6 protein-coding genes, 1 tRNA gene and 5 pseudogenes are annotated in these 14,681 nt (G+C 29.5%); 9 read left to right on the top strand and 3 right to left on the bottom strand.

The genetic code is table 11. From position 1 onward, the window contains the following. The first annotated feature begins 214 nt into the window (after positions 1-214). The gene (locus tag OTBS_RS09785; protein ID WP_232489015.1) at positions 215-2,488 is read left to right on the top strand and encodes an autotransporter outer membrane beta-barrel domain-containing protein; all 2,274 of its coding nucleotides are present in this window, start codon (positions 215-217) and stop codon (positions 2,486-2,488) included. Between the two features lie 466 nt (positions 2,489-2,954). Further along, a complete protein-coding gene (locus tag OTBS_RS09780; protein WP_232489014.1) occupies positions 2,955-6,584 on the top strand; it encodes a pentapeptide repeat-containing protein in 3,630 nt (1,209 codons plus the stop codon). A 273-nt stretch (positions 6,585-6,857) separates the two neighbouring features. On the opposite strand, the pseudogene OTBS_RS13505 reads toward OTBS_RS09780, so the two are convergent. After that, positions 6,858-7,184, bottom strand: a pseudogene (locus OTBS_RS13505) (transposase family protein); the annotation flags it as partial. A 186-nt stretch (positions 7,185-7,370) separates the two neighbouring features. Here OTBS_RS13505 and OTBS_RS18085 point away from each other — a divergent pair. After that, a pseudogene (locus OTBS_RS18085) lies at positions 7,371-8,164 on the top strand (IS982 family transposase). Between the two features lie 222 nt (positions 8,165-8,386). Here OTBS_RS18085 and OTBS_RS09775 read toward each other — a convergent pair. Then, positions 8,387-8,463: transfer RNA gene (locus tag OTBS_RS09775), tRNA-Pro, on the bottom strand. A gap of 1,036 nt (positions 8,464-9,499) precedes the next feature. Here OTBS_RS09775 and OTBS_RS13490 point away from each other — a divergent pair. From OTBS_RS13490 to OTBS_RS09765, 3 genes and pseudogenes are all read left to right on the top strand, one after another. Beyond that, a pseudogene (locus tag OTBS_RS13490) lies at positions 9,500-9,739 on the top strand (transposase); the annotation flags it as partial. A gap of 142 nt (positions 9,740-9,881) precedes the next feature. Next, positions 9,882-10,191: pseudogene (locus OTBS_RS13485) on the top strand (DnaB-like helicase C-terminal domain-containing protein); the annotation flags it as partial. Positions 10,192-10,755: 564 nt separating this feature from the next. Beyond that, positions 10,756-12,012, top strand: coding sequence for a hypothetical protein (locus tag OTBS_RS09765; protein WP_232489013.1), 1,257 nt, complete (start codon positions 10,756-10,758; stop codon positions 12,010-12,012). A 59-nt stretch (positions 12,013-12,071) separates the two neighbouring features. Here the strand turns inward: OTBS_RS09765 and OTBS_RS13480 are convergent. Next, positions 12,072-12,895 (bottom strand): IS5-like element ISOt6 family transposase gene (locus tag OTBS_RS13480; protein WP_157866403.1). Its coding sequence is split into 2 segments (ribosomal slippage): positions 12,072-12,508 and positions 12,508-12,895, totalling 825 coding nucleotides; the frame shifts between segments, so codons are not numbered across the junction. A 112-nt stretch (positions 12,896-13,007) separates the two neighbouring features. Between OTBS_RS13480 and OTBS_RS09750 the strand changes: the two genes are divergently transcribed. The 3 genes and pseudogenes from OTBS_RS09750 to xth all read left to right on the top strand — a co-directional run bounded on the left by OTBS_RS09750 (position 13,008) and on the right by xth (position 14,678). Then, entirely contained in the window at positions 13,008-13,277 is a 270-nt protein-coding gene (locus OTBS_RS09750; protein WP_011945160.1) for a hypothetical protein, read from the top strand. A gap of 270 nt (positions 13,278-13,547) precedes the next feature. Continuing rightward, positions 13,548-13,730: pseudogene (locus OTBS_RS09745) on the top strand (bifunctional (p)ppGpp synthetase/guanosine-3',5'-bis(diphosphate) 3'-pyrophosphohydrolase); the annotation flags it as partial. A gap of 162 nt (positions 13,731-13,892) precedes the next feature. Next, positions 13,893-14,678 (top strand): exodeoxyribonuclease III, encoded by a 786-nt coding sequence (gene xth / locus OTBS_RS09740; protein ID WP_011944995.1) that lies wholly within the window; start codon positions 13,893-13,895, stop codon positions 14,676-14,678. Positions 14,679-14,681 lie beyond the last annotated feature (3 nt).

The raw sequence follows: 14,681 nt of genomic DNA, 5'->3' as shown, positions 1-14,681 counted from the left end.
TATTAAAGAGTTTTTAACTATAGTGTTAAAAATCGCTTGCTAAATTAATTAAAATATTTTAACATCTTTTAAATTAGTAGTATAATTAAATTGATACATTCTATAGGGTGATTTAATCAATACAACGTCTACCTAATAAAGCACTCTAGGCTGTTATAGTCCTTTTGATTTATTACGCAAATTATAAAAACAATTTAAAATTATTGTGTACCTTATGATAAAAATTAATAAAAAAGTAGCTTTAGTTAAAGTATCGCTAATTTTTTCTGCGTTATTTTTTATTGGTAATGCTCAAAGTATATTCAATGTAAATGCACAGCCCAATAGTACAAAGCAAAATCAATTAAATAATAAAATAAATCAGATAGATGCAAGAAAATCTCAACTGCTTCTACAACAACAGAATCTAGAGCAAGATAGAGATAAGATATATAATAGTATAAGAGATAAGATATATAATGGTATAAATTTAGAGGATATAAAGTCGTATTCAGACGTATGTAGAAAATTACTATTACATCCGTCTGATCAAGTAACAGTTTACTTGGATGAACATGACCAATATGATACACACAATCTTAGACCACGCAGTAACATGCTTTATCGACATATAAATGAAACTGCAAATTTTATTAACAATATGCTTGGATTAATCGATATCGATATAGTACCAAATTATACAAATCGCTCAGCTACACTTGCTGAAATGAAAGATTATGAAAAACAACTTAGCGATAAGGTTAATCGTTTTGGTAATAGGATACACGGCGGAGTAAATAATGCAAAACAACGATACCGTGCAGTTACGATTGAAATAGATGAGTTAAATCAAAATCAAGAATTGCGTCAATTCCATACAGCTCTAAGAGATGTACAAGCTAAAATTCAGGCTTTGTCTTTAGCATCACTAAATGATTTATCAACAGAAGCAAGGAACTTGCATTTAGATATTGCTAATCAACTAGTAGCTATTGATCAAAGTATACAAGCGTGTGAACGAGGCAGTAATTCCATGTTAAATCTGGACCAGCAGTATGAGCAATGGCTTGATAATCTATATAGTACATCTGAAGAAATAGTACTGATATTACAAACTCACGTGCAAGCAGGTGCTCAAGCTATACCGCAGGATGAACTAAATCAAATGCATAAGCAAATGCAAGATATAAAAAAACTTATGCCAAAATTTAAACAAGATCTAAGCATGTTGGCTACACAATTACGGAATATATCAAATTTGATAGCTACGTTTGATCATAGAGCTGAGATTAAGCCTGATGAAAACGGACCAGTACAGCCAGGTTTATCAGATAATATTAGAGAAATCATTAATGATTTTCCACAAGCGTTGCAACAATATAAAAATAATTTAGAAAATAACTTAAAAAGTATAAATCATAAAATAGCTAATATTGATCAGTTGGTTAGTTATCTCAACCAGCAACTAGATACACTTCAGCAGCAGCAACTACTTGGTGATCAAATCGCTCCTACCAAAGCAAATGCAAGCTTTGAAAAGCAACAGCTGCTATATCAAGCTCAAAACAATGCAATGCTAGCTAATGCTATCAGTTTTACAGCTGATACTGCAGTGAATGCTACAACATCAATTTTATCTAAAATAGCAACAGTACAGAATCAATCTCCAAAAATTATAAGCTCTGGATCAAATATTTATAACAGCAATGGGTGGAGTATTGATGGTAATGTATTTTGTGGCAAAACTAAGAAAACAGAACACAAGGAAATTAAAGGATACAACACAGACATTAGCGGAGCATTTATTACAGTAAATAAATATTTAAATAAGAAGGTTGTTATTGGTGTTACTGGGTTATATTCAAATCTCGATATTACATATGATCAAAATGTAATATTAAATAAAACAAACTGTAAGGTATACTCATTATCTTTAAATGGTAGATATTATCCTCGGCAAGATATATTTATGCAAAGTATCGTTGGGTTGATTAAATATGATGGTACAACTAGATATTATGCTACTGTTCAGCCATCTAGTAACATTAACGGCAAAGGCTGGTATGGTGATTTTATGTTAGCTGTCAATGTATATCCATTAAAAAATAATTCAAAGTTAACTTGTTCACCAATAGTTGGTATTGCATATACTAATTCTAGTCATGCATTTGAAACTACTATAGAAGATATAGATTATAACATATTAACAGGTAGAGCAGGAATTACGATAAAATATGTTATTGATAATATTAATAACAATATGTCGATAGTACCTGAATTTCATGCCTTTATTCATCACTTGTTATCTGTTAAGAGTAAACAACTAGAATATGCTAACTCTTCTAATATTTCGGACATTGATGAACAAATACCTAAGTCATTCGGCCAATTAGGTGTTGCAGTAACTATATGGCATGGTAAAGTAGGTGTAGGAGTATCATATAATGCTTACTTAGCTAATGAATATATTTCTCATATTGGATCTGTAAATATGAAAGCTAGTTTCTAGCTTTCATATTTTTCAAATTAGTAATATATAACACAAGATTTCAGATCAAATCTAGAGTTTTAGAGAATTAAATTCTTGTTATGGTAACTTTTGGGCTATGATTTATTTTTTGCTTTAAAAGTAATTATTTTGATGCGGAAGTTATGTTGTTTTTATGATAACTATAATATATCATACTATAGTTAATACAGTTTTGATATAAGGAATATCAGTTACTATGGGTAAAGTTAAGTATTGTACCTATGGTATTATATAAAAAAACAGAAAAAAGAATAATAAATACATCTAAAGATAGAATACTTTAAAAAACAAAAATAGCTATCAAGGTCTTTTTCCAAATAGAGGGCTTTTAATTAAGCAAGCTACAATATTTATTCTGCCTAAAATTTACCTTATTTCTTATATTCAACTTTAGATTATTAGTTTATAATTTAAGTAATTAACAGTGAATATTAAGGCTAAAATCATGGAAAATATATTACCGATTGATATCTGTTTATCAAAACACTTAAAAAGCAACTCTTATAAGTTCTTAAAAAACTCATTTGATCAAAATAATGATGGATTTACTGTAAATTATAGCCTAAACCTAGAATCACTACAAAAAAATATAGATTTATATCTAGACAATGAAAAGTTTAAGCTCCAAATGGAAAAAGAGTTTGGCTATTCTAAAAATGATCAGCTTAAAATGATTATTAGTCAAATTCCTATTAATGAGGCAGATGATCAGGATTATGAACTTGATAGTCAGTACATAAAACTACAAAAAGCGTTACGTAATTTTTTATATGAACCAGAGGATGGAGTTGCATTATTATTAGAGTACCAGGAAAAATATAGTCATACACAGGTAAATGCATCATTTAATGAATTCCTGCATGATAAATTAAGTAACATACAAAGCCTATCAGAATTACAGCAATACCCTAACCTTTATAGTAATATTACATCAATTTATTCGGATGTTGCATCATTACATAATGACCTTAAAAGTAAGTCTGTAGTCGCTAATATTCATCATAAACCTCAAATGATAGCTAATAATGCGCAACAAATGCTTAATGATGATTTCCTTTTTGAAGAACATCCTACTGTTGATTTTCAAACTCATATTTTAACTGGTACTGAAGATTTTCAACCTGGTGCTAATGAATGCCGAGAAGAGTTATTTAATGGTGGTAATTTTCAAGGATCGACCTTTCGTAATATTGAATTTGATTTTTCTCCTAAAGATATAAAATTTCGAGACTGCTTATTTGATAGTGTAGCCTTTAGTAATCACACAATTAACAATTTAGATTTAAGAGGAGTAAAACTACAACAGTTACTGTTTAGCAATAATGGTTCAATAAAAAATGTCTCTTTTGATGTTGCAGATTATAGTGTTTTAAAAAAACTTGGCGTTCTTAGGTTAGAGCAGTCTGATGAGTTAAAAGAAGAACAGACACATTCAATAAATAAATATTATACTAAAGAAGATTATACTCGTGACTTGCAAGATTTAAGTAAACGTACAGCTAATAAATTAACAGCTATTAGAGCAGCTCCAGCTACTGGTTCAAGTATATTTAGCTATTTTCAATCTGCAGTGAATTATTTGCAAGGTAGTATACCAAGCATTCAAACACTACAAGCAACTATAGAAAAAGACCTGCAGGATATCAAAACTGAAATTGAAAAATCTGGAAAGGATGATTTAGACTATAATAGTATAACATCTCATTACAATCAGTTGCAAAATTTATATCATGCAGATAAAAGGCTTCAACATAAAGAAGCAAATGCTGCTAAAGAAGTTATAATAAAGAATGTTACATGTGATCCAACATATCGCTTCAATCAATCAGAAGATACTGTTTATAAAGTTACAGTTAAAGTTAGTCGTAGTGATCTTGAAGAATTTATTAACGAAGGGCAAGGTCAGAGCTGCAGTGAATTTATTTCTAAAAAATATTCTAGTTATATTCAAAACGAAGAAAATTCTATAAAAGAAAAATTAAGTCCTGATATTACAGGTATAAAAGTTGTTGTAGTTCCTGACGCATCTAAAGAAAATCTAAGTGAATTGGATTTTAGTAAAAAGGATATGTCTTCTGTTAATTTAGCATATTGTAATTTAACATCTTGCAATTTTTCTAAGGCTAATCTAGATGGCAGCTGTTTAGAAGGATCAAATGTTACTGATACTAAATTTTATAAGGCTACACTAAATAATACTAATTTAATAAATATATGTGGTAGCAAAGTTGTATTTGATAAAGTAAATGGATCTAATGTAAGATTAATGGGGGCTGAATTAGGTGATGTTACAAATAATGGTCCTCATTCCACCCCAGCAACATTTAAAGGAGCTAAATTATTGAATGTTGATAGTTTTGGCGCTGATTTAAGTGCCTGTGATATGAGCGGTGCTGAATTTAAACAAGCAGATTTTAGTCAAGCTAACATGACGAGAGTTAAAGCGCAACATGCTAAAATGCAGAATGCTAATTTTAAATTAGCAGTAGCTAATAATATTGATTTATCATGTGCTAATGTAATGGAAAGCTCCTTTCAAGAAGCAGAAATGATTAATGCAGATTGTTCTAAAACTATACTACAAAGTGCAAATCTGACAATGGCAGATGCTAGATTAGCTAAGTTTAATGAATCTAATATGGATGGAGTTATTGCAGTAGAAGCAAATTTAACTGACGTTAAAGCTAATAAAATTAATGCGCAAAATGCTAACTTTGAATCTGCAATCATGGACCATATTCAAATGGAGAATTCAAATTTAACTAATATGAATATGAGTTATGTTCAAGCTAAGGAAGCTAGCTTTGATCAATCTGATTTAACTGCTGCAAATGCAGAAAAGGCTAATTTGACAAACTCAAGCTTTGTAGCAGCTAACATGAGCCAGATGAATATTAAAGGCAGTGATTTAACATCAGCTAATTTAATGTCTGCTAATCTGAAGAATATACAGTTTTCTCCTAGCACTGTTTTGGTTGGTTCTAATATGGAAGATGCTAAAAATGTTGATGATAAGTTAAAGCAACATATTAAAGATCAAGATCAGACTTTGCTTGCAGGACTGGGATTAAATAAAAGATATCCAAAATGTATTATTACAGATAAAGATGGTGTTAATGTGAGACTTAAAGCTCAGCGTTTAGGGTATAAATTATTAACCTCTATGCCAAAAGAAATATCTCTTTTGCTACCAAACGCGTTATCTTCTTATATGAAATCAGGCGAAGTAGATATATATAAGCTTGCAAATAGTTTTATCTCAACAGTTGAAAATGATAAAGAAGGATTGCCACTTTCAGAAGAAGATAAAAAAGTTGGTTATATTGATAGTTTATATGGAGACTATTTAGCATATTTGGGGGCTAATTCATATAATATGCTTAGTTGTACCTTAGCAAAATTTACTAATTTAGCTAGCATTATTGAACAAAACTTTAATAAAGAAGGATGGAAATTTATTACAGGTAATGATGATCAATCAGTAGTAAAGAATACGCTTGCTAATATATTATCTGAATTGTGCAAGGAAGCTAAGGAAGGAGTTCTACAACCACAAAAAGCAGATAATGTTTTGCCTGAGCAAAAATACATAAAAGCACGCAAAATATGGGAGCGAAAAATACCAATAGTTAAGCATATACTCGATCAAAAATACATAAAATTACTTCTGTATGCTGGAAAAGAATTTTGGCGAGAAAGCAATGTAAAAACTAGACTTGCTACTGTAGGCATAGTTGCTAGTGCTACGACAGCAGCAGTAGTAGGTGCGGTACCAGCGTCAATAGCTTATCTTTCATATAAAACTACGAAAAAAGTTATGCGTGGAATCCTCAAGATGAAAAATAACCAACAGCATTCAGTTAATCAGCAAAAACTAACAGAACAAACAGTTAATCAAAAAGCTGTAGATAACATAGATTTGGAAAGCAATAAGATCATAAACATAAGTAAACAAGATCTTAATGCTATAAGAAACAGTATTGATAACATAGATTTCGTTGATGAACAAGCTGTTGTATCACAGCAACTTCCAAATAAGCCTAGAAATAAGTCAAAAAAGCAACAAAAAATGTAACTGTAAAGGAAAAATAATTATCAGAGCTCTAATGAAAATTATTATTTGATGATAGCATATTATACAATAGTGGTAATACTTAAGGAAGTAATCAAAGTATAAGAATAGCAACACGCGTATATGTTAATCTAGCACATAATAGATTTTGGTTAATAACTTCAGATTAGATATTACGTTAAAAATCAATAAAAGAAATAACAATTTTATAAAAAAGATATAAGTTTTTATAAAATTACTATTTCTGATATGTAATTAGACCTCTTTCGAAACTGGTTAAGGTAGATCAAAATTATAAATGCCAGAGATCAAATTAAATCTAATACCTAATCTACGTCTATTTCGATATTTGTCAGCAATAATTTTGAACCGTTTTAGCATACCAATAACGTTTTCATTGACAACTCTTTCTCCTGCTAACCTACGATTATTCTTTTTATCATTTTTAGTTAAAGGATTTTTCTTGCTTTTTTTCTTTGGTAATTCAGAATTATTATGAATTTTTTGTATACCTTGATATCCTGTATCAGTAATTGCTTTAACCTTAGGATGAATAAGAATTTTGGATTCCTTAAATAATCTAAAGTCATGCTTTTTACCGTTTTATAACGCCAGATTAGGATAAGTGGAAATATTAAATGTAGAGAATAAAAGGTATACAAAGAGAAAATGTTGAGTTATAAAAAAAATTTAAATAAACAAGGAATAACCCAACATGAAAAATAAATAGTATACTATTTATTAGACAATTTTTGCAAGATATATCAAGAGTGTGAGAGAAAGAGATTAATACCAAGTAGTAATCAAAGGAACATAGATGGAAAGTTGTCCTTAGCTGAGTTATTAACAGTAGTGATATATTTTTATTTGTCTTCATGCAAGGATTGTAAAAATTATTATCTATATTACTTGAGTCATAAGTATAAAAGATACTTTTGTTTACCAAGCTATAGTAGGATAACACAACTGTGGCCTAGAATATTGCTACATTAGCTGTATTAATGCATCATTTGAAAGAAGAATAAACTGGTATATATTACATCGATTCTACAAAGTTAGCAATTTGTCATAATACACGTCCCTCAAGCAATAGAGTTTTTAACAAAATTTCTAAAATTGGTAAAAGTAGTTATGGCTGGTTCTTAGTCTTTAAGCTTCATCTTATTATCAATAATAAAGGCGAAATAATGTCAGTTAAAATTACCAAAGGCAATAAAAGCCACCTATCTATAGCTTCAGTTATTTCTAAAGTCTTATCTGGTAAATTGTTTTGTGATAAAAGCTTACATATCTAAATTATTACTTCATTAACTCTTCTCCAATGGTCTACGTTTATTTACTAATCTTCGCAAAGATATGAAAACATATTTATCAGACATAGATGATAAGCTGTTATTAAATAAACGTTAACTAATTGAGTCTGTCTTTAATGTACTAACAAAACATATCATTTAGAGCATACTAGACACCATTCTCCTCTTAATTTCTTTGTTCATATAATTGCTTCTCTTGCTAGTTATTCTATCTCTAAACTTAATCCCCATCTTATCTCTTCTTCTTCTTCTCCTGACTCCTTATCCTAAATTGACGTTATAACACATTACAAATCTATTTTTACTAAGCAGGATGTTGAAAAGCCATAAAAGATATACCCTATCAGAAAGGGAACTGTTAGTTCAGCAAGTGCTTAGTTCTCAAATAGAATACTAGAATTATATCATGACGATGGTGAAAGTGGCAAATATTTTACGACAACTGAGGTTCGAAATGATGAGACAAGGATAAAACGATTGATAATATAATAATGGTCGGAGCAGAGAGATTTGAACTCCCGGCCCTCTGGTCCCAAACCAGATGCGCTACCAGACTGCGCCATGCTCCGATAAAATAATTAACTCTACACATTATTAAGTGTTTTTCGATTGCTAGCTAATTTGATATAACAACGCTTATATATCAACATTGCTTCTAGAGCTAGAATTTGAACTGCATTCATCTACAAAGCAACAAACAGTTTATTGCTCGGTAACTAAAACTTTTTACAATCATTAAGTTAGCATAAGTGGTAAAAAAATAGTCTTTTTTTTACTTGGATAGCATATATACTACCATTAAAAGTTATTGCATTTTTATCCTTGACTCCACCAAAACATCACAAAATTACTGTTAAAGCAAAAAACAAATCAAAATTAAAATTACAATAATCTTAATACAATCAAGACTTACCAGCTCTTCTTCGTAGTAGTTTAACTATATTATATCTTTTTTCGCCTATATCTTATTACGAAAAACCTACTATAATTTTTGTTTTAGTTATAATTGAATTTGTATTTTTTGTCAATGTCAAGTATACATATCTAATCTAAAAAACAAAATCAGAACATATATAGCGCTGCAAATATATCCTAACTGAGTATTCAGTCTTAATTTAACTAAAAACTTAAAATTAGCAATGCCTATACAATTTATTATTAGAAACGCCAGATTAGGATAAGTGGAAATATGAAATGTAGAGAATAAGAGGTATACAAAGAGAGAATGTTGAGTTATAAAAAAAATTTAAATAAACAAGGAATAACCCAACATGAAAAAATGTATTATAACAGTATACTATTTAATAGACAATTTTTACAATCCTTGCATGGAGATACATAAAAATATATCGCTATTGTTAATAACTCAGCTAAGGACAACTTCCTATCTCTGTTCCTTTGATTACTACTTGGTATTAATCTCTTTCTCTCCTACTCTTGATATATCTTGTAAAAATTGTCTATTAAATAGTATACCGTTATAATACATTTTTTCATGTTGGGTTATTCCTTGTTTATTTAAATTTTTTTTATAACTCAACATTCTCTCTTTGTATACCTCTTATTCTCTACATTTCATATTTCCACTTATCCTAATCTGGCGTTTCTAATCTTCGTAAAGATATGAAAACATATCTATTAGACATACAAGATAATAGGTTATTAAATAAACGTTCTTTAATTAAGTCTGTCTTTAATGTACTAAAAAAACATATGTTTTTAGAGCATACTAGACACCGTTCTCCTCTTAATTTCTTTGTTCATATAATTGATTCTCTTGCTAGTTATTCTATCTCTAAACTTAATCCCCATCTTATCTCTTCTTATCCTGATTCTTTATCCTAAATTGACGTTTACAAGCTTTGCAGACAGCTATATCAAATCAAATTTTAAACCTATTCTAGAGCGTGCTTTTGAAGCTCAAGGGTTTTTCGTTTGAATTAGTTCAGTGTAAGTAATTTCAATAAAACTTAAGGGTGATATGGAAGTTGCTGAATCTCAATTATCTAGAGCTGTAGAACAAAGGTCAGATAAAAAGCCCATTCTCTCAGATCTAAGAGAATCAGGCTCCATTGAACAGGACGCAGATATTGTAATGCTCATATATCTGGATGAATATTACTTGTCTAGATCAGAACCGCATCCAGATTCTATGGAATACGAAGAATGGAACACAAGATAAATATTTATAATACTGCTGAAATAATTGTTGCTAAACACTGTAACGGGTCAGTTGGTACAGTGAAAAATTACACTATGATAATCAGTATTCTAAATTTGATAATATTGTGATGTAGCTATAGTTATGCCTTCCGCGCTATATAGATTAAATAGCATAATAGAAAATAGATATTTAAAAACTACAGCCAAAATTAATAATTTTAACCAAAAACTTGAGATATTGAAGAATCGGCCTAAGCAAGGTCTATTGTACATTATCTCTTTTTAACTTTTTCTTATCCTAATCCTACGTTACAAGTATAATTCTTATTCTCGTTATCATCTAGCCCATCACTTTATATCAAACGCTAGTTTATATAAATAACTTCACATCAAAACTTAAAATATTTTAATGAATATTTCGAGTTAATTTAATTTTGTTAGTTTTTTGGTTGATTTTGAATCAAGTAATGCTATATTTGCATTATTGATTATTTAGAAAATGAGTATATAGAGGAGGAGGTTTTACTAAATGAATCAACAAAAGGAACTTATATGCCATCTAAAGAAAAGAATTTAAAAAAAAAGATCGTTTATATACTTTCAACCAATACCTTGATAACAAAGATAACTTAGGAACAAAATTATTAGAAGTTCATCCGCGCTCTAAGAAATTTTTAAGTAAAATTTTTCAGAAAAGTTTGAAATGTACTTACTCAAATGAAAATTTGGATAACTTCGTTTACGATCTAGACTTAGATAACTTAGAAAAACTACTACAACCAGCTAGAATAATAGAACCTCCTAATATTACAAGTATGATAAGTAATAATTATATGGTCAAGCTAGATGTATTAGCAGATACATTAGAGGCATTAACTTCAAATATTGATGTATTAAAAAACTTATACGACTTACACATACCTTTTTCTAATATTTCCTATAAGTGCAGTCATGCAGGATCTAATGCTCCAGGTCATTTAAAAAATATATTTGAAGATTTTAAGCTAAAGATGAAAAATTGGCCAGGAAATACATATGAAGAAATATGTAAACTAAGAGCATATGTTCTGAATTCTCTCAAAAAAGCGAAACTAAAGTCTTATGATGTTAACAGTTCTAATTATGATGTTGATAATGATATTACGAATCAGACAACGATAAAACAAAATCCATTCGACCTATACATTGCCAACAACAATAAATTAAAAGGTTATCCATGGTCTATGAAACTTTTTTTAAGGGAAATTTTTCAAAACGCTTGGAAAAGCACTTTCACAAATGAAGATTTTGATGAATTCATTTCTAAGCTAGACTTAGATAACTTAGAAAAACTACTATATCCAGCTAGAATAATAGAAGCTTGCAGAATCACAAGTATGTTACTCCAGTGTAATAGATTTAATATATGTGTATTAGAGAAAACATTAAAAGAATTTACTTTAAATATTAATACATTAGAAGTTTTATACACACTAAATATACCTTTTTCTACTTTTTTCAGTAAGTTACATAGTGCAGGATCTAAGGTAGCAGATTTGTTGACTGAAATATTTAAGAGTCTTGTTGAAATGATAAAAGTGCATAAAAATAACGAAGAGAACTTAATATCTTTCGACGTATCAGAACCGACATTAGCTAGTGTGAAAGATAAGTATCAAAAAGATCTTCCAAAGATCATAAATAGTGCGTTCAAAAAAATCAATAGTCAAGAGCAAAATAACTTAACAATCAATAATCATCAATCTCAGACAATAGATAGACACAGAGAAGATGATATTGAAACCAATAGTGATGAGATAAATACACATAGTGATAGTCAAAAATTAGCGGCTAACATATCAAATTCTGAGCTAATAACTGATGAAATATTCAATAGAATGCTAGATATAGATGATGATGATAATATTAAAGAAATAGTACTGAAATTTAAACAATTACATTGTCAATCAATCTGAAAATCAATCTCAACCAATAGAAAGCTATCAAGAAAATAATAGACCTCTTTCGAAACTGGTTAAGGTAGTTCAAAATTATAAATGCCAGAGATCAAATTAAATCTAAGACCGAATCTTTTACCTCTATTTCGATATTTGTCAGCAATAATTTTGAACCGTTTTAGCATAGCAATAACGTTTTCATTGACAACTCTTTTTCCTGCTAACCTACGATTATTCTTTTTATCATTTTTAGTTAAAGGATTTTTCTTGCTTTTTTTCTTTGGTAATGCAGAATTATTGTGAATTTTTTGTATACCTTGATATCCTGTATCAGTAATCGCTTTAATCTTAGGATGGATAAGAATTTTGGATTCCTTAAATAATCTAAAGTCATGTTTTTTACCGTTAGAAAAATCTGTACATATTACTTGGTGTGTTTTCTTGTCTACCACTATTTGAGTCTTTAGTGTATGCCTTTTCTTCTTTCCTGAATAATAGAATTTTTGTTTTTTTTGGGTCTTTCTATTGGACTCTCAGTAGCATCAATCAAGACTACTTCATAATTCATATCGCTATTCATTAGAGCTTTACGACCTGGAAGAGCAAAGTTTGGGTGTTTAACTAAGGTGTCTTCTACCCATTTTACAGCTTTATATGCTGAACTTTCACTAATCCCATAGTTCTGACCTATATGAAAATAAGTACGGTATTCTCTAAGGTATTCTAAGGCCATCAATAACTGTTCCTCCAAATTGAGCTTATTTTTACGCCCTCCTTTTGATTTCTTAACACCATCAGCTTTCCTCAAAATATCCACCATCTTTGAGAATGTTCCCTTCCTTACTACTGTTAATCGACGAAATTTTTCATCCTTTAACTCTTTAATCTGATCTAATTTCATTATTACTTCAAATCAGATTTTTATAACACCATTTTACATCATTGTATAGTTTCGAAAGAAGTCTAATATTGAAAATCTGCAAATAATAAGAGAGACGCATACTGAAGAAGTTATGCAATCAGTAAAAAAGCGAAAATCATGTTATGATGAGCATGAAGATCTTTACACTCGTAAACGTCAGTATAGCAATCCTGAGCTGAATAGCGATCATGGCACAGAAGTAGCATTAGATAAGCTAGCAGATAGCATTAATGTAGATTGTCCTACTTCTGTCACTATTAGTCATCTAGCAGGCAAATCGACTTACATCCTTAGTGATACCGAAGAATCGATTTACATCCTTAGTGATATAGCATGGTATTCGGATTACATCTTGGAATAAGTCTCAAAAAAGATATCAGATTAAGTAAGAATTAATAGCAACTCCAGTTTAGGACAATAAAAAGAGATGGAAAGTATCAGTCAAAAGCTATACAAGAGATAATATACAGTTAGAATTGTATATTATCTCTTGTATATAGTTTCAACTAATAACGGTTTATTATTGCTTATAACGCAAATTTAGGATAAATAAAAGTATGAAAGCCATAATACAGAAGCCCTACAAATGCCAGAACATTTTAAGAATGTAATTGCTCTTGAACAAAAACTACTATTACTAATTAAACTCTTCGATAGATTTGATAATATTAAAACTATATTCATAAAGCTGCTTAAAAGAAGACAAAAAATCCTTATTGAAACTCAACAAGAATTTATACCTCTTGCTGAATACCTTAATCTGGCAGAGATTGCTGTAGAGCTAAATAAATACTGTAAGCTTTATGCTAGTTAATGTATGTGTTTCAAAGCATATATTCTAATATTAAGATAGAGTTATATAAACTATTGATATCAAGAATAGTAATTGTTGTAACGTTTTCTTGAATTATTAACATAAAAAGGCAAAAGTACGAAACAGGAAAATATAGCACAATAGAAAAAATTAACTTTCAAAATGAAAATAATTACTTGGAACATTAACTCTATTAGGATACGTATACATCTTTTACAAAAATTAGTTCATCTATATAATCCAGATATTATTGCTTTACAAGAGACAAAAGTAGAAGACAGGCTGTTTCCAGTAACAGAATGCATAAATTTGGGATATAAATATATTACTTATAGTGGACAAAAATCTTATAATGGAGTAGCAATCTTATCCAGAATTTCATTTGAATCTACGTTTGTAATAAATCTATATAATGATGAAAAAAGGCATATTGCTATTAACATAGGAGAGTTAAGCATCCATAATTTTTATGTGCCTGCAGGAGGAGATATTCCGGATGCAAATGTAAATATAAAGTTTAAGCATAAATTATGCTATGTTGATTTTATGAATGCTTGGTTTTTGAATAATAAGTCTAAAAAAGATAAGATTATACTGCTTGGAGACCTTAATATTGCGCCATTAGAAAGCGATGTATGGTCAAGTTATCAATTACGCAATGTTGTGTCTCATACAGATATTGAACGAAAAAAATTAATGCATAATATTACTAGCTTTGATTGGATTGATGCAGTGCGCTTTTTTTCAGGTAAACACGAAAAATTGTATTCATGGTGGAGCTATCGAAATATTGACTGGAGCAAATCCGATCGCGGCCGCAGGCTAGATCATATATGGATTAGTCACCCTTTAGAATCCAAAATTAAATCTTGTATAATCATCAAAGATGCCAGGGGATGGGATATGCCATCTGATCATGTTCCAGTTATGCTAGAAATAGAAACTTAAATG

It is taken from the genome of Orientia tsutsugamushi str. Boryong (assembly GCF_000063545.1).
In the GTDB taxonomy this organism is placed as follows: Bacteria; Pseudomonadota; Alphaproteobacteria; order Rickettsiales; family Rickettsiaceae; genus Orientia; species Orientia tsutsugamushi_C.
Note: the sequence above shows the minus strand (reverse complement) of the source record. Positions and strands in the feature narration are given on the sequence as shown.